Raw genomic sequence first — 26,625 nt, 5'->3', positions numbered from 1 at the left:
GTCATAGTCGATGAGGAGCTCGTGTGGCCACCGAACCGTCCCGGCCAGGAACACCGGATGAGGTCCGGCTCGCCTTGCGAGCCGCGCAGCTCTACCACCTCGAGGGCGCCACCCAGGCGGATATCGCAGCTAAATTGGGTGTTTCCCGCCCGACCGCCGGCCGGCTCATCGCCCGCGCCCGGGCGCAGGGGCTGGTGCGCATCGAGATCAATGTCCCGGACGATCTGCGCTCGGCTGTGCACGCGGATATCGAGACCGAACTCGAGGCGATGTTCGGGCTCACCGAGGCCGTCGTACTCGGCGAGGTACCCGACCGGTCCGCGGCGAGCCTGTTGCCGTTGGGGCGCGCGGCGGTCGGCGTCCTGAATCGCCGACTGCAGCCGGACGACACCCTCGGATTCACCTGGGGCCCGGATACAATCGCGGTCGCGCGTGAACTGTGGACGAAGTCGGCCCGCTGCGCGACCGTTGTCCAGCTCGACGGATCGATGACTTCAGGCGACTACCAGACCGGTGTGGACTACACGCTCGGCCGCTGCGCTACCCAGCTGCAGGCCACCCCTGTTCGGTTGCACGCCCCGCTCTACGCGGATCCGGCGACCGTGACCGCCTTGGAACACGACTCGATGCTCGGCCGCGCCATCGCACTGGGCCGCGGCGCCGACATCATGATGTTCGGCGTCGGACCGGTCTCCACCGCCACCACCCTGTTCGAAGGCAGCTACCTCGACACCGCGATCCTCGACGAACTGCGCGGACTGGGGGCGGTCGGTGAGATCGGCGGTCGATTCTTCCACGCCGACGGCCGCGACGTCGCAGGATCCCTTGCCGCACGCACAGTCTCGGTCGGACTCGATGCCATCCGGGCCTGCCGAACCGCGCTGCTGATTTCCGGCGGAGAGACCAAGCACGAAGCGGTCCTCGGCGCACTGCGGGGCGGACTGGCCACCATCCTCGTCACCGATATCGAGTGCGCGCGGTGGCTGCTGGAACAGAAGGAGAGCCCTGCTCGATGAACAAACACCGCCCGATGAGAAAGCGTGCGAAAGCCGTGGCGACGCTGGCTGTTGCGGCCGTGATGGGGGTGGGCGGCTGTGCCGGCGCCGGATCGTTCACCTCCGGCAGCGACACCGTCACCATCGCGATGGTCTCGAACTCGCAGATGCAGGACGCCATCGCGCTGTCCGGCGAGTTCGAACGCGAAAACCCCGGCACGAAACTCAGATTCGTGTCGTTGTCGGAGAACGAGGCGCGCGCCAAGATCACCGCCTCGGTAGCTACCCACGGTGGCGAATTCGATGTGGTGATGATCAGCAACTATGAAACTCCACAGTGGGCGAAGAACGGCTGGCTCGTCGACCTGTCGAACTACCAGCGCGAGTCGCCCGACTACGACGAAGAGGATTTCATCCCGTCACTGCAGAAGTCCTTATCCCACCATGGCGACATGTATTCTGTGCCGTTCTACGGCGAATCCTCGTTCCTGATGTACCGCAAGGACCTGTTCGAACAGGCCGGAATCACCATGCCGGACAACCCGACCTGGGATCAGGTCGGGAAATACGCTGCCCAGCTCGATGATCCCACGCACGGCCGGTCCGGAATCTGCCTGCGCGGCAAGCCAGGCTGGGGCGAATCGCTGGCCCCCCTCAACACTGTCATCAACACCTTCGGTGGACGCTGGTTCGACGAGAACTGGCACGCCCAGCTCACAAGTCCAGAAGTGGTTCGTGCCGTCGATTTCTACATCGGCCTGGTGCGCGCCCACGGCGAACCCGGGTCAGCCACCAGCGGATTCAGCGAGTGCGCGACGCAACTCTCCCAGGGCAACACCGCCATGTGGTACGACGCGACGTCGGCAGTCTCGGTGCTGGAAGATCCCGCATCCAGCAAGGTGGTCGGCAAGATCGGGTACGCACCGGCGCCGGTCGCGCAGAAGCCGAATTCCGGCTGGCTGTACACCTGGTCGCTGGGGATTCCCACATCCAGCGATAAACCCGATGCGGCGTGGAAATTCATCTCCTGGATGACCGGCAAGCCTTACATCAGGACGGTCGGCGAGAAGCTCGGCTGGTCACATGTTCCACCAGGCAGCAGAATGTCGACCTATCGGATTCCCGAATACGCGGAGGCATCGGAGGCATACGGTCCGTTGACGCTGTCGTCGATGCAAGGGGCCGATCCGGAACATCCCACCGTGCAGCCGGTTCCCTACACCGGAATCCAATTCCTCGCCATACCGGAGTTCCAGGATCTCGGAACCAGAGTGAGCCAGCAGATCAGCGCCGCCATCGCCGGTCGGATCAGCGTCCGTGACGCACTCGACCAAGCCCAGCAATACGCCGACGCGGTCGGCAGGTCATATCGAGGGAACCAGTAGTCATGTCTGAAACCACCACAGCTCCCGCTGCTTCCGAGCATCCGACCGCTGAGACACCCCCGACGATCGTCGCGCGGCGAGACCAGCTCACGCGCGGCGAGGCCTGGCGCCGGCGCGGTCCGCTGCTGCCGGCACTGATCTTCATGGTTGTGGTCACCCAGGTGCCGTTCGTGTTCACGCTATACTACTCGACACAGTCGTGGAACCTGATCCGGCCGGGCTCGCAGCATTTCACCGGGATACAGAATTACGTGGATGTGTTCCGCGACAGCCAGTTCCGGCAGGTCACGTTCAACACAGTCATCATGATCGTCGGAACTGTCATCATCGCGGTGATCCTCGGGCTGCTGCTGGCACTGCTGCTCGATCGCACGTTCCTCGGCCGTGGCATCGTGCGCACCTTGCTGATCACGCCATTTCTGGTGACTCCCGTCGCGGCGGCGCTGATCTGGAAAACCACCATGCTGGATCCGGTGTTCGGACTGGTCAATTTCGTGCTGAAACCGTTCGGGGCCGGCCAGATCGACTGGGTGAGCAGGTATCCGCTGCCCGCGGTGATGGCGGATCTGGTGTGGCAGTGGACACCCTTCATGATGCTGCTGATCCTGGCCGGGCTGCAGTCGATGCCGCGCGACATCGTCGAGGCGGCCCGCGTCGACGGCGCGAACTCCCTGCAGGTCTTCCGCGAACTCACCTTGCCGCATCTGCGCCGGTTCATCGAACTGGGAGCCGTGCTGGGGGCGATCTATCTGGTCAACACCTTCGACGCGGTGTACATGATGACCTCGGGCGGGCCTGGCATCGCCAGCTCCAATCTGCCCTTCTATATCTATCAGCGCGCCTTCCTCGGTTTCGACATCGGCCAGGCCGCGGCGATGGGTGTCGTCACCGTGATCGCGACCACCATCGTCGCGACGCTCGCGCTGCGACTGCTGTTCACATCATTCACCGGCAAGGAGGCGGCGGCATGATGACCACCCCAACCGCTCCCATCGACAACCCCACTGCGGTACAGCATGTTCCGATCCGGCGCCGACGCGGTCGGGTCGAGATGCTGTGGGGTGCGCTTGCCTGGGTGGTCGGCATCGGAATGTTCTTCCCGGTGCTGTGGATGGTGCTGACGGCCTTCAAACAGGAGGGCGACGCCTACACCGATCCGCCGAAGATCGTCTTCACCCCGACTCTGCACCAGTTCTCGGAGGTGCTGCACAGCGGCATCGGCACCACTCTGCTGAACTCCACGTTCGCCACCGTGATGTCGACTGTTCTCGTTCTCGCCCTGGGTATTCCGGCTGCGTTCGCGCTGTCGTTGCGCCCGGTACACAACACCCGCGATGCGCTGATGTTCTTCATCGGCACCAAGATGCTGCCGATCGTGGCCGCGATCGTGCCGCTGTACGTGATCGTCGGCGACATCGGGCTGCTCGACAACATCTGGGCGCTGGTCATTCTCTATTCCGCCATGAATCTGCCGATCGCGGTGTGGATGATGCGATCGTTCTTCCTGGAAGTACCGGGCGAGCTACTCGAGGCCGCGAGCATGGACGGCGCGAGCCTGTGGACCGCGGTGCGCGAGGTGATCCTGCCGCTGGTCTCCCCCGGCATCGCCGCCACCGCGCTGATCTGCCTCATCTTCTCCTGGAACGAATTCTTCTTCGCGGTGAACCTGACCGCCGTACAGGCACAGACGATTCCGGTGTTCCTGGTCGGCTTCATCACCGGCGAGGGCCTGTACTGGGCCCGGCTGTCCGCGGCCGCCGTGCTCGCCGCCCTGCCCGTCGTCCTCGCCGGCTGGCTCGCGCAGAACAAGCTCGTGCGCGGCCTGTCCTTCGGCGCCATCAAATAAGGAAAGCCAATGGCCACAATCCATTACGACTCCGCGTCCTGCGTCTACCCTGGCGCGGACACGCTCGCGGTCGACTCGCTCGACCTCGATATCGCCGACGGCGAGTTCATCGTCCTGGTCGGGCCATCAGGCTCCGGCAAGTCCACCGCGCTGCGCATGCTCGCCGGTCTGGAGGAAATCGACGCCGGCTCCATCCGCATCGACGACCAGGACATGGTCGGCGTGGCGTCCAAGGACCGCGACATCGCCATGGTGTTCCAGAACTACGCGCTGTACCCCAACAAAACCGTCGGCGAGAATATGGGTTTCGCGCTGAAGATGATGAAAGTGCCGCTGGCCGAACGCAAGCGCCGCGTCGCCGAGGCGGCCGAACTGCTCGGCCTCACCCCCTATCTGGACCGCAAACCAGCGAAACTGTCAGGCGGACAACGGCAGCGGGTGGCGATGGGCCGCGCCATCGTGCGCGAGCCGCGGGTGTTCTGTATGGACGAGCCGCTGAGCAACCTCGACGCCAAACTGCGCGTGCAGACCCGCACCCAGATCGCCGCGCTACAACGGCGGCTCGGCACCACCACCGTCTACGTCACCCACGACCAAGTGGAAGCCATGACCATGGGCGATCGGGTGGCGGTGCTGCGCAACGGCCGGCTGCAGCAGTTCAGCACCCCCGCCGAACTCTACGATCGGCCTACGAATGCGTTCGTCGCCGGATTCATCGGATCACCGTCCATGAACCTGTTCCGGGTGCCCATCAGCTCCGGCGGCGTAGACATCGCCAACACCACGATGAAACTACCGCGCGAGAAGATGACCCGCCTCGGCGAGGCGGGATTGGACACGGTGACCATCGGTATCCGGCCCGAACAGCTCGAACTCCGCCGCGACGGCACAGGTTTCGCGGTCACCGTCGAACTCGTCGAGGAACTCGGCAACGAGTCATACATCTACGCGCGCATTCCGGATGCGCCGATCACCGGCCTCGCCGGCGAGTCGTTCACCTTCGTCGCCCGCTCGGCGACCCGTGCCCCGGCCAAGATCTCGGAATCACTCACGCTGCAGGTCAAAGATCCCGCCTCGGTTCACCTGTTCCATCCCGCCAACGGAACACGAATCGCGGACTGACACCCCGAATCATTTCTCAACTTCGCTCCGCGATATCGGCGGGCGACGCAGTTGACGGCATACGTGCGCAACTCGGTGACGCGGTCACGCGGGTGGAACGGTTGGAGCCGACGACCGCCGAAGCCACGCCAGTAGATCCGCGCGACACAACCTCGCCAAGGGCATTCGGCAGCGACTACCAGAAAGTTGTTTTGGGAGAAACTCTCTCGACCGAGAAGCGCGTACTCCTCCGCGACCTGCCGGAGCGCAATGAGCGGATGCTCGTGTCCGATACGGACCGGTCGAGCGCGCAACGCCGAGTCGACCCGAACGCCCGGCATGCTCATGCGTGGCAGCAATCCGAAAAAGGACGAAAACGGATCGTGAGACGCATTGCCCGGCTACCAGTCCAGGGGACTTAATAGTAATAGAGCCGAGCACCCCAGGTGCAGAGGAAACAGCGACAAGGAGACAGCGCCACTGCGGGCGATCGAGGTAGGTGGACGCAATCCTAGCCGCGGTCAAGGAGGAATGATGGCGTCGCTGAATCCTTTCGGCTACCGGCCAGGAGGGAGCGCGAAGGCCCTTGTCGCTCTGCTGATGGCGGGCTTCACGAAGGGGTGCTGAGGGGGATGCTCGAAGGGGCCCGTGCAGTTTGCCGAAGCGAAGAGTCCGCGTTGCGGATAGTCATCGTCTCGCCGATCCGGCTGTACCGCGAAGGGCTGGCATCGGTACTATCCGCGCTTCGCGACATCGGTGAGATCGCCACGTGTGAGCATCCCGTCGACGGACTCCACCTCGCTCGTCAAGTCGTCCCGCACATCCTCCTGCTGGACATGTCCGCGGTGAACAGTTCGGCGAGCGCACGGCTGTATGCCAGAGAATTCCCAAATACCAAGATCGTGGCTCTCGCGCTCCCGGAAACCGAGCAGCGTGTCGTCGCCTGCGCGGAAGCGGGGGTGGTCGGATACGTACCGCGCGAAGGATCCATCGACGATCTCATCGCGACGATACGGCATGCGGCACAAGGGAAAATGCTGTGCTCACCGGTGATCGCGGCCGGGCTGATGCGCCGAGTCGCCACGCTTGCCAATGAAAATAGCCTGCGTCGCTCACGCCCACTGCTCACCGCCCGCGAGTCGGAGGTCGCCGATCACATCGCGCTCGGCCTGAGTAACCGTGCGATCGCCGCATGCTTGGGAATCGAGGTATGCACGGTCAAGAATCATGTGCACAACATCCTGGAGAAGCTCGGCGTGACTCAACGCGCGGACGTGGCAGAGCATCTCGGGCACAGAATCCGATCCCTCCCGGACGATTGCCTTCCGTCCGAGTGATCGATCTATCCGGATCCGGGTAACTGACTCAGCCCGCCAAGTTTTTGATCTTGACGATGTCGCCGCAGTGGCACATGCGCACGGTGGTTGCGGTAGCTCCGGGCGGAAGACCCCACACGCAACGACCCGCAACGCCGACATCGACTACCGCCGGGGCGATGTGCCGCTACTCGGCCTCGCACCCTCGTGGCCTGCCGATGACGTCCTCATCGAGTCGCATATCGCCGATCGGCTGCGTACCCCGACTTCCGGCCGGTCTCTCCAACGTCGCCATCGCCGTCTACGAGGACACAAGGCGGCCGCCCCGCCTGCGCTCGACCCGGCGCGTTGCCGCGTGCGGAGTTCGTCCGGCCGGGCCGATCAGGCAAGTCCGATGAATCCGTCGTCGATGGTGGTGACCGAGCAGGGATCTCGGCCCGAGTACCCGTGCTCTCGGTCCGCGTTGTCGACTGCGGTGTTGCCGCATCCGTCCCGTGCGATGGCAGCGGTCAGCCGGTCGGGATAACGCAGTAGACGACCGATCGCACGCTGTCGATCGGACCCGCCGGTAGGGCGTGATGGCAACGTCGTTGACGCGGGTCGGCACCGGGCGAGGGTGCAGTCGCAGTCGGCTCCGGCGCTGGACACGCAACACCTAACCGGTGACGAGGCGACCAGCGCGAACATCGGTCCGGATCCGGGTTCACTCGAAAACGGATCCAAGGACTCATTGTCCGAGTGGCGGTGCTGGGGCGTTACTGGATAGAGCCCGGCCATAACAGGAGTCGGCACCCGGTGCAGACGGAGCCCTCTTAACCCCCGCGTCACCCTCTTCAGCACATCGACAAGGAGGCAGCGCCATGCCTACTATCACTTCGCTCTCGCCGACATCGGGGCCCACCTCGGGGTTCAACGGTGTGGTCATCACCGGCACCGACTTCACCGGTCCCACGACCGTGCGGTTCGGTACGACCGCGACCACTTTCACCATTGATTCCAGTACGCAGATCACCGCGATCGCTCCGCCGGGGACGGGTACGGTGCAGGTCACAGTCACCACTGCGGCCGGTACGAGTAACGGCGTTTCGTACACCTACGTATCGGTTCCCGCCGTTCCCACGGTGGCTTCGATCACTCCGAGTTCGGGGCCGGTGAGCGGCGGGACTTTGGTCACCTTGACCGGCACCGGGTTCACAGGTGCTACTGCGATGAGTTTCGGCGCTACTCCGGCGACGTCCTATTTCGTGTTGTCGGACAACCTGATTGTCGCGTTGGCTCCTGCGGGGACGGGTACGGTGCTGGTCACGGTCACCACTGCGGCTGGTACGAGTGCCGGGGTTCCGTTCACGTATGTTCCGGTTCCTACGCTGACTTCGATCAGTCCGAATTCGGGGCCGGTGACCGGCGGGACTACGGTCGTCTTGACCGGCACCGGGTTCACGAGTGCTACTGCGGTGTTCTTCGGCTTTCTTCCGGCGACTTCGTTCACGGTGAATTCGAATACGCAGATCACCGCCGTCACTCCAGTGGGCCTCGGCACGGTGCCGGTCACGGTCAGCACTGTGGGCGGTACGAGTAACGCTGTTTCCTACACCTATGTGCTGCCACCGATCCTGCTTTCGTTGATTCCGAATTCGGGTCCTTCCGCCGGGGGGACTATGGTCACGCTGACCGGTGTGGGTCTGTCCGGTGCCACGGGTGTGAGTTTTGGTGCTACGCCCGCGATTTCCTTCACGGTCGTGTCGGATACGCAGATAACGGCGGTTGCTCCTGCGGGGCTCGGTACGGTGCAGGTGACGGTCACCACGGCGGCGGGTTCGAGTAACGGGCTGCCGTTCGCCTACGTGTCGGTTCCCACGGTTCCCACCGTGGCTTCGATCACTCCGAATTCGGGGCCGGCGATCGGGGGAACTTTGGTGATTTTGACCGGCACCGGGTTCACGGGTGCTTCCGCGGTACATTTCGGTACTACGCCGGCGACGTTCTATTTCGTGTTGTCGGACACGCTGATTATTACGTTGGCTCCTGCCGGGACAGGTACGGTGCCGGTCACGGTCACCACTGCGGCCGGAACGAGTTTCGGCGTTTCCTACACCTACATCTGACCGCACCACCCGCATGGGCCTCAGCCCGAGCTATGGCAAATGCGATCGCCAATGGGACCGACCCGGATTCACGGGCCGGTCCCTTCAGCTGTTGTCGTTCCGGTACACCGCGAGTCCTCGTCGACCGGCGCCGCACCCTCGCAGTCGCGAAGCCATCGGCGACCGGTCTCGGCGCTGCGCCACCAACGGCACCACAGCGTCGCCGAAAACGACGCTGCCGCAACGCCCGACAAGGCCTTCTACCCCTCGCCCTCGGCGCCGTCAACGCCTGGCAACAATCCGAAAACGGACCAAAACGGATCGGAAGACACGTTGCCCAGGTGCCGGTCTAGGGGTGTTAATGGAAAGTGCCGGGCCACTAAGCGAATCGGGCACCCCCCGGTGCAGAGGAACCATCACCCAGCAACAAGGAGGCAGCACCATGCCTACCATCACTTCCCTCTCCCCAACCTCAGGGCCCGCCAATACCAGTGTCACGATAACCGGCACCGGGTTCGACCCTGTTGTCACGAGCGTGAAGTTCGGCAATGTGGCGACATCCTTCACGGTGGACTCGCCCACGCAGATCACGGCCATCGCCCCAGCCTATTTGGTCGGTACGGTGCTGGTCACCGTTACCACGTCGAATGGTGGCACCAGCAACGGGGTTCCCTTCAACTACGTCGCGGTTCCCGCGTTGAACAGCCTCAGCCCCAACCAAGGGTCCACGTTGGGCGGGACTACTGTCACGCTCACCGGGTCGGGCCTGACTGGAGCCACCGCGGTCAATTTCGGTGGCACACCGGCGACTTCGTTCACCGTCAACTCCGACACGCAGATCACGGCCGTATCCCCGGCCGGGAATGGGATCGTGCCGGTCACGGTCACCGGCCCCGGTGGCACCAGTGGTGCGGTCCCGTTTATCTATGTCGTGATACCTACTATCACTTCCATCTCGCCGACCGCGGGACCCGCCTCGGGCGGTAACACTGTCACGATAACCGGCACCGGGTTCACCGGCCCGCTGACCGTACGGTTCGGCACGACCGCGACCATTTTCACCATAATCTCCGCCACGCAGATCACTGCCATCGCCCCTCCTGGGACCGGAACCGTGCAGGTCACCGTCACCGGCTCGGGTGGAACCAGCAACGGCCTCGCCTACACCTATGCCGCGGTCCCCAGCCTGACCTCGGTCACTCCCAGTTCAGGGCCAGCGGCCGGCGGGACGACGGTCATCCTCACCGGGACCGCGCTGTCCACTGCCGCCGCGGTGAACTTCGGTGGCACACCTGCAACTTCGTTCACCGTCAACTCCGACACGCAGATCACCGCCGTCGCCCCGGCCGGAACCGGGACCGTGCAAGTTACTGTCACCACCGCGAGCGGAATCAGCAACGGCGTCACCTACACCTACGTCTCGGTTCCCACTCTGACCACGCTGGTTCCGAACTCGGGCTCAGGCGCGGGAGGGACAACGGTCGTCCTCACCGGGACGGGACTGACAGGAGCCACCGCGGTCACTTTCGGTGGCACACCGGCAACCTCGTTCACCGTCAACTCCGCTACCCAGATCACGGCCGTGGCCCCCGCTGGATCAGGCACCGTGCAAGTCACCGTCACCACCGCGGGCGGAACCAGCAACGGCGTCGCCTACGCCTATATTCCGGTTCCCACCCTGACCACGGTGGTTCCGAATGTGGGCCCGGTATCGGGCGGGACAACGGTGGTTCTCGCGGGCACGGGACTGACAGGAGCCACCGCGGTCACCTTCGGAGGCACACCGGCAACCTCGTTCACCGTCAACTCCGCCACCCAGATCACCGCCGTCGCACCGGCGGGGACCGGGACCGTGCAGATCACCGCAACCACCGTAGGTGGAACCAGTAACGGCGTCGCCTACACCTACGTCGCGGTTCCCACCCTGACGGCGGCGGTTCCGAATGTGGGCCCGGTATCGGGCGGGACAACGGTGGTTCTCGCGGGCACGGGACTGACGGGAGCCGCCGCAGTCGCATTCGGAGGCACACCGGCAACCTCGTTCACCGTCGACTCCGCCACCCAGATCACCGCGGTCGCCCCCGCCGGAACCGGGACCGTGCAAGTCACCGTGACCTCCGCCGGGGGAACCAGCAACGGCGTCGCCTACACCTACGTCGCCGTTCCCACCCTGACCACAGTGCTTCCGAATGTTGGCTTGGAAGCCGGCGGGACGACGGTCATCGTCACCGGGACGGGACTGTCCACTGCCGCCGCGATCACCTTCGGTGGCACACCGGCAACCTCGTTCACCGTCAACTCCGACACGCAGATCACCGCCGTCGCACCGGCCGGAACCGGGACCGTCCTCCTCACCGTCACCACGGCGGGCGGAGTCAGTAACGGCCTCGCCTACACGTATATTCCGGCACCGACCCTGACCACAGTGGTTCCGAATGTGGGCCCGGCCGCCGGCGGGACAACGGTCATCGTCACCGGCACCGGACTGACAGGAGCCACCGCAGTCACCTTCGGTGGCACACCGGCAACCTCATTCACCGTCAACTCCGCCACCCAGATCACCGCCGTCGCACCGGCAGGGACCGGGACCGTGCAACTCACCGTCACCACCACAGGAGGAACCAGCAACGGCCTCGCCTACACCTATATTCCGGCACCCATACTGACCACAGTGGTTCCGAATCTGGGCTTGGAAGCCGGCGGCACAACGGTCGTCGTCACCGGCACGGGACTGACAGGAGCCACCGCAGTCACCTTCGGTGGCACACCGGCAACCTCATTCACCGTCAACTCCGCCACCCAGATCACCGCCGTCGCACCGGCAGGGACCGGGACCGTGCAACTCACCGTCACCACCGCAGGAGGAATCAGCAACGGCCTCGCCTACATCTATATTCCGGTACCCACCCTGAACACGGTGATTCCGAATGTGGGCCCGGTATCGGGCGGGACGATAGTTGTCCTCACCGGGACGGGGCTGTCCACTGCCTCCGCGGTCACCTTCGGTGGCACACCGGCAACCTCGTTCACCGTCGACTCCGCCACCCAGATCACCGCCGTCGCACCGGCGGGGACCGGGACCGTGCAACTCACTGTCACCACCGCAGGAGGAACCAGCAACGGCATCGCCTACACCTACGTCGCGGTTCCCACCCTGACAACGGCGGTTCCGAATGTGGGTTTGCAAGCCGGTGGGACAACTGTCGTCGTCGTCGGGGCCGGACTGACGGGCGCAACCGCGGTCACCTTCGGAGGCACACCGGCAACCTCGTTCACCGTCGACTCCGCAACCCAGATCACCGCTGTCGCCCCCGCCGGGACCGGGACCGTGCAAGTCACCGTTACCACCGCAGGAGGAACCAGCAACGGCGTCGCCTACACCTACATTCCGGCACCCACCCTGGCCATTGCGCTTCCGAATGTGGGCTTGGCCGCCGGCGGGACGACCGTCGTCCTCACAGGGACGGGGCTCTCCACAGGAGCCTCCGCGGTCACCTTCGGTGGCACACCGGCAACCTCGTTCACCGTCGACTCCGCAACCCAGATCACCGCCGTCGCCCCCGCCGGGACCGGGACCGTGCAAGTCACCGTTACCACCGCAGGAGGAACCAGCAACGGCGTCGCCTACACCTACATTCCGGCACCCACCCTGGCCATTGCGCTTCCGAATGTGGGCTTGGCCGCCGGCGGCACAACTGTCGTCCTCACCGGGACGGACCTGACGGGAGCAACCGCGGTCACCTTCGGTGGCACACCGGCAACCTCGTTCACCGTCGACTCCGCAACCCAGATCACCGCCGTCGCCCCCGCCGGGACGGGAACCGTGCAACTCACCGTCACCACAGGGGGTGGAACCAGCAACGGCATCGTCTACACCTACATTGGGGTACCCACCCTGACCACGGTGGTTCCAAATGTAGGCCCGGCCGCCGGCGGGACAACGGTCGTCGTCATCGGGACAGAGCTGACGGGAGCCACAGCCGTCACGTTCGGTGGCACACCGGCGGCCTCGTTCACCGTCGACTCCGCAACCCAGATCACGGCCGTCACCGCTGCGGGGACAGGAACCGTGCAACTCACCGTCACAACCTCCGGAGGAACCAGTAACGGCATCGCCTATACCTATATCTGACGGCTGATGCGGCTGGGCCGTCGGCAGGTTACTGTCGGCGGCCCAGTCTCGTTGCAGTTGAGCGTATAGCGACAGAGTCTCCGCCACCGTGGACGGAGGCTGCAGGGGTAAGGGGGTTTTCGTTGGCGACCGTACTGAAGATGCTCCTGGCGGAGCGGCATCTCAAAAGTCATCCGGATTTTCTGGCCGCGTACGACAAGTGCGCCGCCCTACTCGACCCGCCCATTCCCTGTGGTCATGGGCCGGCGAAGGCACAGTACTACCAGTGGCTGTCGGGCCGCATGATCGGGCTTCCCCGCGACTATCACTGCCGGGTTCTCGAGAAGATGTTTCCGGGCTGGACGGTCGAAGGATTGTTTCAGATGGCCGACTCGGTGCCGGTCACCACCGCTCGACCGCACGGGGCTGATCTGTCAGTCGCCGAAGTCCAGCTCCGGGCTTTCCTCGGAGCCGAGATGACCACCCGGGGTGCAACTCTCGTGTACCCGACATTCGAGCTGACCGGGCCGTCCCTGAACGCACTCGGGGAGGCGGGGATTCCCCGTCAGCGCATATTCGGGAAGAAGGAAAGTGCGTTCACGGACCGACATCACGCCGATTTCCCGGTGGTTGTGGCGGAGAACGATGTTCGAGGGTTGCTGTATGTGTCCTCTCTGCTCCAGCGCCGCACCAGCATTCCGATCACCCTCCAGAGCGACCGCGACATCGTCGCGCGCTGCGACCGCCCGTTCATCAGCTTCGGACTGAGCAGCAACGACTGCACCCATCTGTATCTCGAAACCGTCGAGCGTCCACTCTTCACCATCCGTAACAGCCCTGCCGAGGATGGCTCCTATTCGGAGTGCGTGCAGCTGACCGATGGAAACCGGTATGTCTCGAGCGAGAACCGCAACATCGGCATCATCGCGCGGGTGCGACCGAGCCCGGACCTGCACCCCGACCGATACTGGATATATTGCACGGGTTTGGGTCCGCGCGGCACCGCCGGGGCAGGGTGGTATCTCGCCAACTATTGGTGCCCTCTGCACCAGCGTGTCGACGATCGCGAGTTCGTCGCGGTCATCGGCGTCCACAAGTACTCCGACCAAACGGCCGGTTTGGAACATCTGCTGATCGAATCGACCACCAGTGGGTGAGCGACGCAGGCATGGGGCGGGGGGCGTCCCGATAGCTGAGCAAACCGCACCGTCGAGAGCTGCAGGGTGCACTGCCACCGGATACACGGATTCTTCCAGGACGCCGAGGACGTCCTACAGGACACGCTATCAGCCGCTTGGGAAGGTGCGCATAGCTTCGTCGTCGACTTCGACAGCGGCCGCGCAGATCTCGTCGCGCCGGCACAGGTATCGCACGATGTGGTCGATCTGGCGCTCCTTCATCACTCCCCGCGACCACGCACGGCCACCGGCACGAGGAATTCTGATCCGGTGATCGACCACGCCTCCGCGCCGCTGGATTGGCGGCCGGTCATGCGAGGCCGAAGCCGGCCGCTGTCATCGAATCACGTGGAGCAGGATATGGAACGGCGAGCTCCCCGCCGCAAGACGTCGGATTCACCGGCATGGCCAGTAGGCCCGATCATCGGTCCGCATATACCTCGGCACAACCCAAAGGCCGGGCGACAGGAGCGATGCGAAGAGCGCCTTGGTTGAGGTCGAGCATCAGCGGCCCTTGGGTTGTTTGCAGATGGCTCCGCAACTGGTCTGGTATGTAGTCCATAGTGGCTATTCGGTTGCGATAGTTGAGGAAGCTGTGACAACCGATTGCCTGGACACCTGCTCGACGGGTGCTGTTGACAGCGTCGGCCAAGGTCCATACAGCGTTTTCGGCTGGCTGGATGATGTCGATTGCGTCGAGGTGGCGAGACCGGATCCGTTCCCTGAAGAACTTCACCGCGAAGTGCCGGTAGAGCACATACTCTGAAGCGCCGGTCCATTTGGCATGTTCTACCGTCGTCAGGAACGCCTCCCAGAACGGTCGCTGATGCTGATGCTCGACTCGCCGCATCAGATCGGCGAGGATCTGCCTGTCGAACACCATGTGGTGTTGCATTCCGCTGTAAGGGTCGACGGGGCGCCATTCGGCGAGCAGCCTGGTCGCCGCGGCGATCGCGGAGTGGCGAGAGGGGAGCCCATGCTCGCGAGTATCGAGGCGCCACTGCAGCGGATAGCCGAGCGCCAGGCAGGATCTGCCCTCCTCGTCGATGAACACGACGTCGTCGACAAGTGTGTAGTCCGCGTCAAGCACCAGGATGTGCTCGGTCGCACCCGGTAGGATCTCGAAGCAGTCCAGTTTGATCAGTTGCTGGAAATACCACGACGAATTGTGGTGATCGCCGCCCCCCTCGTGCAGGGTCGCTTCGATCATCGCGAGCTTCGGCGACACCGATTCCTCGCCGATCCACCTCACCACGCCACCGACCCTCACCTGCGCCGCCAGTCGAGCCGACCCGACGACATTCACCGACCGGATCGGATTGCGACTGTGGGTGATCAGCCCTGTGATACAGGCGTCCAGACCGGCAAGGTCCTTGGGTGCTACCGGGACCATGACATCAATCGCTGGTAGGCGCGCACTTTCGGTAGCCACGTTCACCCTCCCTGACGGCTGATACAAGCAACCATAGCTAAGGCTTGCGGCAATACCGTCCGGGCCCTGACCTTTTCATCACCGATGGAGGAATCGAAGGCGTGCGCGGCCAAGGAATCCCGACTCAGCGCCAGTTCTCGGTGGCGCCGATTGCATGAGCTACCCGCGCATCGATCTGGCGGAACTACATCGGCGATGATGGCGCGCACACTGGACAGTGAACTGCGGCCACGCTGACCCGAACGAAGCCGACCCTCGTATCGACAGACTCGAACATTATGGCGAAATCCTTCTTCGAATTCCGATCGCCCGACGCCGAAGCTGTCCTCGAGGCGGACGGCGGCGGGGTTGTCGAGATCGGCGACCAGATCTGGTCCCCTTTGGCCGCATATCGTTCCACGACTGCGCGGCCGAGCACGGAACACCCGCCGGTCACCAGAACTCGCCTCATTTGTCCTCCTTGTACTTTCCGAGTTCGGCACGCGCGACGACGCCGAGGTGAACCTCGTCCGGGCCGTCCGCCAGGCGCAGCGAACGAGCGGCCGCGAACGCGGCGGCCAGCGGCAGATCATCGGAAAGCCCCGCACCGCCATGCAATTGAATCGCCATATCGACCACTCGTCCCGCCATCGCCGGCACCGCGGCCTTCACCTGCGGCAGCTCACTGATCGCGCCCATCGCGCCGACCGTATCCAGCAGCCAAGCGGCATGCAGCACCTGCAGCCGGGCCTGGTTGATCGCGATTCGGGCCTCGGCGATGCGTTCACGGTTGCCGCCCAGGTTCGCCAGTGGTTTGCCAAATGCGGTGCGCTGCGTCGCGCGGCGGCAGGCCAACTCGAATGCACGCTCGGCGACACCGATCAGGCGCATGCAGTGATGGATTCGTCCCGGCCCCAGCCTGCCTTGTGCGATCTCGAAACCACGACCAGGGCCGGCGATTATCGCACCGACCGACAGTCGCACGTTGGTGAACGACACTTCGCCGTGCCCGTAGGGCTCGTCGTGATATCCGAACATCGGCAACATCCGCTCGATCCGCACACCGGGGGTGTCGATCGGCACCAGCACCATCGAATGCCGCGCGTGCCGCGGCGTCCGGATCGGTACGACCCATGAAGATCGCGAACCGGCAGTTCGGGTGGCCGATGCCGGTGCTCCACCACTTGCGGCCGTTCAGTACCACAGTGTCGCCGTCGACGGCCGCGGTGGCCTCCATATTCGTTGCGTCCGAGGATGCCATTTGCGGCTCGTCATACAGAACGCCGACCGAATCTCCCCGGCCAGCAACGGTTTCAGCCATTCCCGGCGCTGCTCGTCGCTGCCGTAGTGCAGCAATACCTCCGTATTGCCCGAATCCGGCGCGTTGCAGTTGAACACCAGCTACCGCCCCGTCCATACCCGACGCTGGTCAGCGATCGGCGGACCGACGGATGGCGTAGTCGAGGTTGTCGACGACCAGCTCCACGAGGCGATCCATCGTCACGTCATCGGCAGCCTCGAGTGCCATCTCCTCGGCCATCGCCAGCCAGCCCCGTACCGCGAGCCGGACCAACGCAGTGGCATCACGCTCCCCCGCGGCGTCCAGCACCCGGTCGACGAGCGTGTCGCGGACGTCGGCGAAGACCTGGAGCACTCGATCATCGCCTCCAGCGGCCGCACGTTCGAGCGCAACATAGCTCTCCCGACGGCGACGAACGAAACCGACAAAGCCCTCCGCGATCCCCCACACCCGCTCTCGCGAGTCACCCGCCTCCGGCGCCTGCGCATGTTTCAGCAACCGATTGCCCGCGGCACGCACAACCGCTATGTAGTAGTCCCGCTTGGTCGGAAAGTAGTGAAACAGCAGCCCCCGCGAGATCCCCGCCTCGGCCGCGACCTCGTCGATGGCCATCTCGTGAATCGGGCGTGTAACAAGCAGGCGTAGCCCGATTCCGATGAGCTGGCGCCGCCGATCTTCCTTGCTCAGGCGCGCGCGGGCGGACTGAGACTTCGTCATCGCCCGACAGTAACACCCTTGTTGAGCAATGCTTGACAGTTAATTGAGCATTGCTCAACATTCGGGCCGATCCCCAGGGCACGTAAGGCCGACTTCTCAACGACGGCTCGGCTACACCATGCGGAGCAGATCATGAGTTCCGCTCCCGTCGCCGCGGCTTATGATCGACTTGTCGGAGCCAGCTGGTTTTCGCCTCGAGAGGTGGGTACATGAGTCGCTCATGGTGCGGTCGGGGTGGCAGGTCGGAGCAGACACGCGAATTTTCCGAGAATTCCGCGCCAGTGATGGGGCGAGCGGTCGGTGTCCGACGGTAGTGCCCAGGAGACGCAACGCGACCTGACGTTCGGCATCGCGGCGGAACTCGCTGCGGCCGGTTTCGCGGACGCCCAGGAGATCGGCCGCGGCGCATTCGGCATCGTGTACCAGTGCACCGAGTCCTCACTCGATCGTGCCGTGGCGGTCAAGGTTCTCGACTCCACGGTCGATGATCAGGACCGGATCCGTTTCCTGCGCGAACAACGTGCGCTGGCGAAGTTCTCGACCCACCCGAACATCGTGCAGGTGCTGACCACCGATATCACCGCGACCGGACGGCCGTTCATCGTGATGCCCCTCCACGCCCGAGGTTCACTCGACGCACGGATTCGCGCCGACGGACCATTGCCCTGGCAAGAGGTGCTGTCCGTGGGAGTGAAGCTGGCCGGTGCGCTGTCGACCGCGCACGCCTGCGGCGTCATCCATCGCGACGTCAATCCCGCCAATGTCCTGATCACCGACTACGGTGAACCGCAGCTGGCGGACTTCGGTATCGCGCGCGTCGGCGGCGCGTTCGAGACAGCGACCGGCGTCATCGCGGGGACCCCGGCCTACACGGCTCCGGAAGTGGTACGCGGAGAACCTCCAACGGTTTCCTCGGATATCTACGGGCTCGGCGGAACGCTGTTCGCGATTCTCACAGGCCACGCCGCGTTCGAGCGCCAGGCGGGTGAGTCGATGGTGGCGCAGTTCGTGCGCATAACGGCAGAACCCGTCCCCGACCTGCGCTCCGCCGGTGTCCCAGCGATGGTGTCCACCGTCCTCGAAGCCGCGATGGCCACCGACCCCGTCGACCGGCCGGCCACTGCCCAGGATTTCGGCGAGCGGTTGCGCACCGTGCAGTTCTCCTGCGGGCTGCCGGTGGACACGATGGCCGCCCCGGCGCACGACAGATCCGTGGAAACCGTGTCCGCCGTCGGCGGCCGGCCGGCCCCACCGACAACGGCAACCGCTGCGACCGCGTTGCACCCGCAACCGGCGCCGAAGACCCGATATCGCCCGCCGACGACGCTGCGCCGACTGGTTGATCGCCCGCGATTGCTGGAGACCCTGCAGGAGGGACAATCCAGGCGGCTGGTTCTCATTCATGGCCCGGCCGGTTTCGGCAAGAGCACGCTGGCCGCGCAGTGGGCGCACGCCCTCGACGCGGACGGCGTCCGCGTCGCCTGGTTGGCGATCGCGGAGGACGACAACAATGTCGTGTGGTTCCTGAGTCACTTGGTGGAGGCGATTCGGCAGGTTCGTCCCGCGCTGGCGATCGAACTGACGCAGATTCTCGAGGAGCGTTCCACCCCCGCGGCGCGGCAAGTGATGACCGCCCTGATCAACGAGATCCACGACAGCGGGGAGCCCGTCGCCGTCGTGATCGACGACTGGCACCAAGTGACCAGTCCGGTGACCCTCGGCGCAATGGAGTTCCTGCTCGACAACGGGTGCCATCACCTGCGATTGATCGTCACCAGCCGCACTCGCACCGGTCTGCCGCTGGGGCGTATGAGCGTTCAGGACGAGCTGGTGGAAATCGACGAGAGCGCACTGCGCTTCGATTCCGGGGAAGCGGCGGATTTCCTGGTCGGTGTCAAGAGACTGCACCTTTCCGACGCCGACATCGACCGACTGCGGGAGTCGACGGAGGGCTGGGTGGCGGCGCTCCAGCTCGCCTCACTGTCGCTGCGTGGCAAGGAGAACCCCGGGGTCTACCTGGACCAGATCTCGGGGCAGCACTATGCCATCGGCGAATACCTGATGGAGAACGTCGTCGGCGCGCTCGAACCCACGATGCTCGACTTCGTCACCCGGACCGCGATCACCGACACCATCTGCGGAGATCTCGCTCAGACGCTGACCGGAGTGCAGTCAGGGCAGGAACGGCTCGAGGACGTGCGTCGCCGAGACCTGTTCCTGCGCAGCGTCGATGACGAACTGCGGTGGTTCCGTTATCACGGGCTCTTCGCGGACTTCTTGCGCCGCAAACTGATCCGCCAACATCCTGGCCTGCTCGAACAGCTCCACCTGACCGCGTCGACTTGGTTCGCGGGGCATGAAATGCTCACCGAAGCCGTGGATCACGCACTCGCGGCCGGCGCCGACCAGCAGGCGAAACAACTGGTGCAGGAACACGCCGACACGCTGATCGAAGATTCCCGCATGGCCACGTTCCTAGGGCTGGTGGCGAAACTGCCCGCCGTGATAACGGTTGCCGATCCACAGCTGCAACTGTCGGTCGCCTGGGCCAACATCTCGCTCCAGCGCCCCACCGCCATCCGAACCGCGCTGGATCGCGTGGACGCGGCACTGGCAACCGCCACACCGGACGATCCCGTCACCGTGGACCTGCGCATCCAGGCCGATGTGGCGCGAGCCGCGGAACACCTCGTGACTGATCGGTTCAAGGATTTCCCGGATGCCGCGGCTGCACGGCTGCAGCAGCCGGTTCGGCCGTTCTTCGCCAACGTCGCGGCCACCACCGCGGCCGCGGCCGCATTTTATCGTTTCGACTTCGCCGGCGCCCGCCGCTGGCACGCATGGGCCGCGCCCTACCGGACCCGCGCCAACGGCCCGGCCGGCGTGGTATACGGCGCCTGCATCGCCGGCGAAGCCGCCGCCGAACAGCTCGACATCGCCGAAGCCGAGGCGATCTTCCGCTCCGCGCTCACCCTCGCCCGGAATACCGGCAGCCGGTCCCACGCGACCCGGCTGGCCAGCGGCCTACTCGGCGAATTGCTCTATCAGAAAGGGCAGTCCACCGAAGCCGCCGAGCTGCTGGCACGCGGTCCCGGTGTGGAGGCAGGCGCCATGGAATTCCTGGTCGCCGCCTACGGAACCGGTGCCAGGTTGGCGGCAGTGCGCGGCGACCTCGATGCCGCACAACAACGGTTGGACGAGGGACAAACGGTCGCAGAGAAGCTCGCCCTGCCACGGCTGACCGCCCGCATTTTGAACGAGCGGGTACGGCTGGGTCTGCCGATCACCGATGCGGACCGACACACACTCGAGCAGCTACCCGCGTACCACCGGCAGCCAAACCACACACTCGCGGTCACCGCCGAGCTCAGCCACGACTCCGCCATTCGCCTCCTGCTCTCCCAACAGTCACCAGACGCGGCCGAGCACGCAGTCGCCGACGCCGAACGGATCGTTGCCGAAATCCATACACAACCTCGCCCCCGCGCACTATTGCAGGCTCAATTGCTGTATGGCGGTTGCCTTTGCGCCGTCGGACGAACCGATCAGGCGATTGTCTGCCTGGCTCCGGCACTTTCCCGGTGTGCCGAACTCGGTCTCGTCCGAGTGGTCGTGGACAGCGGACCCGTCATCGCGCCGGTCGTGGAAGCCCTGCTCGATGCCCCGGAGGGGCCCGGCCGGCCCCCCAGGCCCTTCCTACGACATGTCCTGAACGAGATCGATGAGATCGGCGAACGGAGGTATCACGAATGAACGAGCGGTGTCGCCTCATCGGCGCCGGACGGGACCTGGCTCTCCAGCGGAGCCGAGACCCGCATCGACGCCCGGACATCGAAAAGCCTGCCGCCAGCCGCTACCGGGAGCGAGTCTGCCCGATCGGCCGACCCGCCGCATCGCTTCGAGGGGCGGCCGTGGGCGAGCTGAGCAGGTGCGACGGTGTCCGGGTCGGACGCACCTTGTGCACGAAGTCTCGCCTCCGCTCATGGTACGGCTCGCCTGCGGTGAGGAAGTTGCGGCGCATATGGGCCAGCTCCTCGCTGCGGTAGGCGGACAATGGTTTGGTTTCCTCGTCGGCGGCTCGGCGTTGCTTCTTCGTCACGAGGCGGTTCACCAGCTCCGGAGTGCCGGCCAGCCCTGCCGCCGCCCGCCGTGTCGAGATCCAGAAGGTCTCGGCGCTGCCGGGTAGGACGCGATCCACCAGGCCGAGCGCCGCGGCGTCTCGAGCGCCGACTGGAAGGGCCTCTCTCGTCAGACGCTCGGCCTCGGTCGCGCCGACGCGCCGGGGCAGTGTGTAGGTCCAATACTCCGATCCGTGCAGGCCCATCAGCCGGTAGTGCGGGTTCAGCACGACCGACTCGCGACACCAGACCTCATCCGCGGCCAGCGCCAGCATCACGCCACCTGCGGCCGCATTCCCCGCCAAGGCCGAGATCACGATCTTGTCCGTGGTGGTGAGTATTGCCTCCACCAGGTCGTTCATGGCGTTGATGTTGAGCAAGGACTCCTCGGCCGGGTCGTCGGCCGCCTCGATCACGTTCAGGTGGATGCCGTTGGAGAAGAAGTCTCGGGCCGGACCGAGCACGAGCACGTCGATCGGCCGTGCACCCGCCTGCTGGAACGCCGCCAGCAGGTTACGGCATTGGCGGGTACTCATCGCGCCGCCGGGAAAGGAGAACTCGAGGTAGCCGACGGTGCCCTCCTCTCGGTAGCGCAGCTCAGACCAGGTGTCTCGGAAGGCAGCCGAGGCGGGTGTGACGGGTACCTCCGGGATCGTTGCCGGCAGGTCGAGCCCGAGCGCATCGGTCGCGGGCTGCTTGAACGTCGGTGGGCCGCCCACTACCCGACGGGGACGTAGCTGCGGCACCCACACCGCGCCATCGACGGTGGCCCGGCAGATCGCGCCGTCCCGGATGGCGATCACGGCGCCCGGGACGCCACGCAGGCGATCCTCGCCGTGGCCGCCGTGCAGGTAGTACTCCCGCCCGTACAATTCGTCCAGGACGCCCGGTTGAGAATCGGCGGCGCGCAACTTCCGTAGCACGACAGCTGTCTCGTCGGCTGACCAGTCGATCCGGCGGATCCGCTGATCGTGATAGGACCGCAGTCGTCCCTGGACCTCCGGTCGGCGGTAGTCCAGCGGCTCGGGCTCGAACCGGCCGCCGGCGAATCGGTCAACCGCGAGCAGCACGGCCTGCACAGCGGCGTCGGCAACCTCGTTGCGGTACAGCTCGCTTTTCCCGCAGGGTGCGACGGTGAACGGCACCGAGGCCCAGATGGGTCCCGCGTCCATCTCCTCGACCGCCTGGAGCACTGTGACACCCCACTCGTGTTCGCCCTCGTGAACGGCCCAGTCGAGAGATGAGGGTCCGCGGTCGCCCTTCGGTCCCGGATGCACGATCAGCACGGTGTGCTCGGACCAGATGTCCTTCGGGATTGCCGTGGTGAGCATGGGCGCGAGGATCAGTTCTGGTCGGAAGGCCGCCACCCGCGCACGTAGCAGGTCGTCGCCGAGGGCCAGCTCGACACCGATGTGGTGATCGCGGGCACGTAGTTCGGTGTGGACGCGCTGGGTGAGACTGTTGAACGCATTGGCGACCAAAAGGATTCGCAACATGGCCCTCCGTCGTGTGATGTAAAACGTTAATGCCTCATCCTGGGGTCGTCTGAAAATAGCCGTACGGCAGCCAATCCGCACGTCGGCTCGGTTCGTTTCGTACTTCGAGCCGGGATCGCCTGGACTGGACGGTGTTGTCCCACAGAAGTTTCAGGCGACCAGCAGGTGTCCGCTGGAGATAGTTGGCTGTGCCCGGGCTCGGATCGGGCACCATCAGACACCGACGCCGCCGTGATCGGTCCAGGCAACAGCACGCAGCGGAAACGAGCCCATCCCACGCACTGGCGCCGGCAGTGCGACCAGCCTGGCACCCGTGTCGGGGACCGCGTCCAGGTTCGTCATATGCTCGATGATCGGGATTCCCGCACCGAGCAGAGTGTGGTGGCATGGCCGTGTCGGCAGGGACGTATCGTCGATGTCGAGCGAGTCGACTCCAACCAGCGCCACATTGGCGGCGACCAGCGCATCCGCGACCTCGCCGACCAGGAACGGGTGCCCGGGGTCCCAGTACGCGGACGAACCCCACCTGGTCGACCATCCGGTGTGCACGAGTACCGCCTTGCCCCACAGCCGCGCCGGGTCACCGAGCACATCCGGTCCCACCGCGCGCATCCGCACCGCGCGGATCATCACAATCGGCACGTTGAGCAGCCGCTCCAGCGGCAGCTCCGCGATATCGGCGCCATCGGCGTGGAAATGGAAGGGCGCGGCGATATAGGTCCCGGTATTGCCGACCATATCCACGCGCGCGATGTCGTACGCCATATCGATCAGCGGCGACTGCTCACGCGAAATATCCGTCGTGACTCGCGGTCCAGGCAGGCCCGGACAGGTGAGCATGCTATTCGAGATCGGATGCGACAGCTCCACCATCACCCTGCTCATGCTAGGGACCGTACCGCCCGATCCCGCCGTAGGCGCGAAGGATGTCAGACTATTGAGGAACGCGACGATACCTTGTTCGTGGCCCGGATACGGGCCACGGTCGCCCGCTCCGGTATGTCTTCTTGCCCCTGTTGTTCGCGTGATCCGGGGGGATGATGTCGCCCGATCATGATGGCGTCGACAGGTGCGGCGACTGCGGCGGCGCTGCTGGCACGCTGTCAGCCACTAGCTAGGAATGTCGGGGCCGATATGATCGGTATGCGACCTTTCACGATGCGAATGCTTCATAGCAAACGCGATCCATCCGTGCAGGAGGTGGTCGGTGAATGGTATAGCGTTCGGCCGCTACCGGTTGCAGGAGCTGATCGGTGAGGGTGGCATGGGCCAGGTATGGCGGGCCTACGACGCCGTCACCGACCGCATCGTGGCGGTCAAATTGCTGCCCGAAAGCTGCGCCACCGATCCCAGCTTCCGGGAACGATTCCGACGCGAGGCTCACGACACCGCCCAGCTGCGCGAACCACATGTGGTCCCGATCCACGGTTACGGCGAAATCGATGGGCACCTCTACCTGGACATGCGCCTGATCGACGGCGCCGACGCGAAAACCCTGCTCCACCGCGATGGTGCTATGAAGCCACAGACGGCGGTTGCGGTGATCACCCAAGCCGCGGCGGCGCTGGATGCGGCACACGCCCAAAGTTTGGTGCACCGTGACGTCAAACCATCCAACCTGCTGGTCACCGACAGCGGCTTCGTGTATCTGATCGACTTCGGCATCGCCCGCTCGGCCAGCGATACCACGCTGACCAGCACCAACACGATGATCGGAACCTTGGCCTACATGGCTCCGGAGCGATTCACTACCGGCGTCGCCGACGCCCGATCCGATGTGTATGCCCTCACCTGCGTGTTGTGCGAATGCCTGACCGGAATCCCGCCCTACCCGGGCAACAGCGCGGAGCAGCAGATAGCGGCACACCTGACGGCCGACCCCCCGGCACTGAGCCTGCGGCGACTCGACCTGCCGAGCGGGTTCGACGACGTCGTCGCCCGGGGCATGGCGAAAAGCCCGGACGACCGCTACCCAACCGCCGGAGAGCTGGCCGCCGCCGCCGACCGCGCCCTCACCACCGCCCCTGGAAGTACCAGCGGAACCACCCCCGCATCAATCCCAAAGCCCGGCTTCGAAGGTCACAGCGATCGGCCAGATACACCGCCGCCGATCCCGTCCACAGAACAAGCTTCTACGGTCGACGCCAGACCTTCCGTGCACCTCGGTGGCCTGCGGCCCATTCGATCCAAATCGGTGAGTATCCGACGAGACGGCCCCGCACCGCCGCGACGTAAACGGCCCGTCATCCCTGTAACGGTGGCCGTGGTTGCCGTGCTGATCGCCACGGTGATGGTGGCGGGAGTTTGGCGGCTGACCCACCGCTCGGCGCCCGAACTCGCCTTCGACGGCAAGTACGAGGTCATCTATATGCCCCGAACTATGAACGGGAAGCCGGTCGACCGGCCTCAGCATCCCCGGGTGTGGTCGGTTCGATCGCACTGCCCACCACACAGCGAACGCTGCGTAGCCGCGATAACCAGCCAGGACCCGACCGCGCCGGAGAACGCCCCGACCCAGTTCGCCGCAGACTATCGCGACGGCACGTGGATGATCACAAGAGAGCTATCCCCCCGCCCCGATAAAGATTGCGAAAGTCCGATCACCAACGCGCCCCAGAACATCCCGAAATGGCAGAGAATCCAGTTCCGATCCGGTACCCCGTCGTGGACCGGAACCTGGCTCGGCTTCGCAGGCGGGCCCTGCGCATACATCCAAGAGGAAGGGATGACGCTTTCCCGCCTCGGCGAGATCGATCCGAATGTCGCCGTCGCCCCTCCCGAAACCATCCCCGCCCGCGTCGACACCCCGCCCATCCCGCTGATCAGCGGCACCTACGACGTGACCGTCACCTACACCGCGACACCGGATGTTCTCAATCCCCCACCGCCGGACAAGATCCGGCAACGATACGACACCATCTGCCTGCGCGGCGGCGACCGCTGCGCCGCAACGACACAGGCAGATCCTCCCGCAGATCCGCGCGCCATCTTTTCTCCGTTGTTCGTGCGCGAAGGGGCGGCATGGCGGACCAACTACAACAGCCCTTATCCCTGCTACGTGGGATCGAATGAGCCGCACACCAACGCGACATTTCATTGGGAGTTGTCCCAGTCCGATGCCGGACCCGACCCCACCGAATTCTTGACAGGCACATGGGTTCGCGACAAAGCCGACCCTTGTCCCGCCACCAGCCGCGCCACCGTCGAAATGCAGCGGGTCGACTCGGTCGGCCACCAGCCGGGGGCGTTTGGGCCAGCGGTCTCACAAGGCTGAGGTTGCGCTGACTCGAAGCGCCCCCAGACGCCGACCCCAACCGCAGCAGCGGCCCCGAGCGATCGGTCGATTCCAAGGCCACCACCGCCACGATCCGCGCCGACCTCATCGAGATGCTGGCAACCCTTGGCCACCAACAGATCTGGCACCTCCCACACGGCTGACACGCCCTTGGCAACACCTGTTCGACACCATCCACGCCCCACCTGCCGCAACCTGACCCACCCGGAGACCGGGGCAGATCGGGCTGGCAGCGATGAGAACTCGGTGCGCGACTTGATCGTCGGCTCGAA

The 26,625-nt window shown here is 65.0% G+C and carries 15 protein-coding genes and 1 pseudogene; 11 read left to right on the top strand and 5 right to left on the bottom strand.

What is annotated here, in order from left to right:
- Positions 1–23: 23 nt before the first annotated feature.
- The 9 genes from OHB12_RS03050 to OHB12_RS03010 all read left to right on the top strand — a co-directional run bounded on the left by OHB12_RS03050 (position 24) and on the right by OHB12_RS03010 (position 13,995).
- Positions 24–1,016 (top strand): sugar-binding transcriptional regulator, encoded by a 993-nt coding sequence (locus OHB12_RS03050; RefSeq protein ID WP_327115931.1) that lies wholly within the window; start codon positions 24–26, stop codon positions 1,014–1,016.
- A gap of 14 nt (positions 1,017–1,030) precedes the next feature.
- The gene (locus OHB12_RS03045; protein ID WP_327115929.1) at positions 1,031–2,380 is read left to right on the top strand and encodes an ABC transporter substrate-binding protein; all 1,350 of its coding nucleotides are present in this window, start codon (positions 1,031–1,033) and stop codon (positions 2,378–2,380) included.
- Between the two features lie 2 nt (positions 2,381–2,382).
- The gene (locus OHB12_RS03040) at positions 2,383–3,351 is read left to right on the top strand and encodes a carbohydrate ABC transporter permease (RefSeq protein WP_327115927.1); all 969 of its coding nucleotides are present in this window, start codon (positions 2,383–2,385) and stop codon (positions 3,349–3,351) included.
- Positions 3,351–4,226, top strand: coding sequence for a carbohydrate ABC transporter permease (locus OHB12_RS03035; RefSeq protein WP_327120855.1), 876 nt, complete (start codon positions 3,351–3,353; stop codon positions 4,224–4,226). Before OHB12_RS03040 ends, OHB12_RS03035 begins: the two co-directional genes overlap by 1 nt.
- 9 nt (positions 4,227–4,235) lie before the next feature.
- Positions 4,236–5,348, top strand: a complete 1,113-nt coding sequence (locus tag OHB12_RS03030) for an ABC transporter ATP-binding protein (RefSeq protein ID WP_327115925.1) — start codon at positions 4,236–4,238, stop codon at positions 5,346–5,348.
- A gap of 656 nt (positions 5,349–6,004) precedes the next feature.
- Positions 6,005–6,664, top strand: a complete 660-nt coding sequence (locus OHB12_RS03025; RefSeq protein ID WP_327115923.1) for a response regulator transcription factor — start codon at positions 6,005–6,007, stop codon at positions 6,662–6,664.
- An 839-nt stretch (positions 6,665–7,503) separates the two neighbouring features.
- On the top strand, positions 7,504–8,748 hold the full coding sequence (locus OHB12_RS03020; RefSeq protein ID WP_327115921.1) for an IPT/TIG domain-containing protein: 1,245 nt from the start codon (positions 7,504–7,506) through the stop codon (positions 8,746–8,748).
- Positions 8,749–9,169: 421 nt separating this feature from the next.
- Complete coding sequence (locus tag OHB12_RS03015; protein ID WP_327115919.1) at positions 9,170–12,859, top strand: beta strand repeat-containing protein; 3,690 nt, start codon at positions 9,170–9,172, stop codon at positions 12,857–12,859.
- Between the two features lie 122 nt (positions 12,860–12,981).
- Positions 12,982–13,995 carry a hypothetical protein gene (locus OHB12_RS03010; protein WP_327115917.1) on the top strand — a complete coding sequence of 338 codons (1,014 nt, stop codon included), beginning with the start codon at positions 12,982–12,984 and terminating at the stop codon, positions 13,993–13,995.
- Between the two features lie 442 nt (positions 13,996–14,437).
- Here the strand turns inward: OHB12_RS03010 and OHB12_RS03005 are convergent, their stop codons facing one another.
- From OHB12_RS03005 to OHB12_RS02995, 3 genes and pseudogenes are all read right to left on the bottom strand, one after another.
- A complete protein-coding gene (locus OHB12_RS03005; RefSeq protein WP_327115915.1) occupies positions 14,438–15,448 on the bottom strand; it encodes a DUF6492 family protein in 1,011 nt (336 codons plus the stop codon).
- Positions 15,449–15,895: 447 nt separating this feature from the next.
- Positions 15,896–16,825, bottom strand: a pseudogene (locus OHB12_RS03000) (acyl-CoA dehydrogenase family protein); the annotation flags it as partial.
- Between the two features lie 31 nt (positions 16,826–16,856).
- On the bottom strand, positions 16,857–17,444 hold the full coding sequence (locus tag OHB12_RS02995) for a TetR/AcrR family transcriptional regulator (protein WP_327115912.1): 588 nt from the start codon (positions 17,442–17,444) through the stop codon (positions 16,857–16,859).
- Positions 17,445–17,744: 300 nt separating this feature from the next.
- Between OHB12_RS02995 and OHB12_RS02990 the strand changes: the two genes are divergently transcribed.
- Positions 17,745–21,197, top strand: a complete 3,453-nt coding sequence (locus OHB12_RS02990) for a protein kinase domain-containing protein (protein WP_327115910.1) — start codon at positions 17,745–17,747, stop codon at positions 21,195–21,197.
- 100 nt (positions 21,198–21,297) lie between these two features.
- On the opposite strand, the gene OHB12_RS02985 is transcribed toward OHB12_RS02990, so the two are convergent.
- Positions 21,298–23,058: a hydrogenase maturation protein gene (locus OHB12_RS02985; RefSeq protein WP_327115908.1), complete on the bottom strand. Its 1,761-nt coding sequence runs from the start codon at positions 23,056–23,058 to the stop codon at positions 21,298–21,300.
- Positions 23,059–23,271: 213 nt separating this feature from the next.
- On the bottom strand, positions 23,272–23,943 hold the full coding sequence (locus OHB12_RS02980; protein WP_327115906.1) for a cyclase family protein: 672 nt from the start codon (positions 23,941–23,943) through the stop codon (positions 23,272–23,274).
- 322 nt (positions 23,944–24,265) lie between these two features.
- Here OHB12_RS02980 and OHB12_RS02975 point away from each other — a divergent pair, with 322 nt between their 5' ends.
- The gene (locus tag OHB12_RS02975) at positions 24,266–26,332 is read left to right on the top strand and encodes a serine/threonine-protein kinase (RefSeq protein WP_327115905.1); all 2,067 of its coding nucleotides are present in this window, start codon (positions 24,266–24,268) and stop codon (positions 26,330–26,332) included.
- Positions 26,333–26,625 lie beyond the last annotated feature (293 nt).

It is taken from the genome of Nocardia sp. NBC_01730, from assembly GCF_035920445.1.
Classification (GTDB): Bacteria; Actinomycetota; Actinomycetes; order Mycobacteriales; family Mycobacteriaceae; genus Nocardia.
The sequence above is the reverse complement of the archived record's forward strand: the minus strand, read 5'-3'. Positions and strand labels throughout refer to the sequence as shown.

Bases quoted from the DNA above. Each gene is read 5' to 3' on its own strand.
- OHB12_RS03045 (WP_327115929.1), top strand. From the start codon at position 1,031: ATGAGAAAGCGTGCGAAAGCCGTGGCGACGCTGGCTGTTGCGGCCGTG.
- OHB12_RS03035 (WP_327120855.1), top strand. From the start codon at position 3,351: ATGACCACCCCAACCGCTCCCATCGACAACCCCACTGCGGTACAGCAT.
- OHB12_RS03015 (WP_327115919.1), top strand. From the start codon at position 9,170: ATGCCTACCATCACTTCCCTCTCCCCAACCTCAGGGCCCGCCAATACC.
- OHB12_RS02995 (WP_327115912.1), bottom strand. From the start codon at position 17,444: ATGACGAAGTCTCAGTCCGCCCGCGCGCGCCTGAGCAAGGAAGATCGG.
- OHB12_RS02980 (WP_327115906.1), bottom strand. From the start codon at position 23,943: ATGAGCAGGGTGATGGTGGAGCTGTCGCATCCGATCTCGAATAGCATG.
- OHB12_RS03030 (WP_327115925.1), top strand. From the start codon at position 4,236: ATGGCCACAATCCATTACGACTCCGCGTCCTGCGTCTACCCTGGCGCG.
- OHB12_RS03020 (WP_327115921.1), top strand. From the start codon at position 7,504: ATGCCTACTATCACTTCGCTCTCGCCGACATCGGGGCCCACCTCGGGG.
- OHB12_RS02985 (WP_327115908.1), bottom strand. From the start codon at position 23,058: ATGTTGCGAATCCTTTTGGTCGCCAATGCGTTCAACAGTCTCACCCAG.
- OHB12_RS03040 (WP_327115927.1), top strand. From the start codon at position 2,383: ATGTCTGAAACCACCACAGCTCCCGCTGCTTCCGAGCATCCGACCGCT.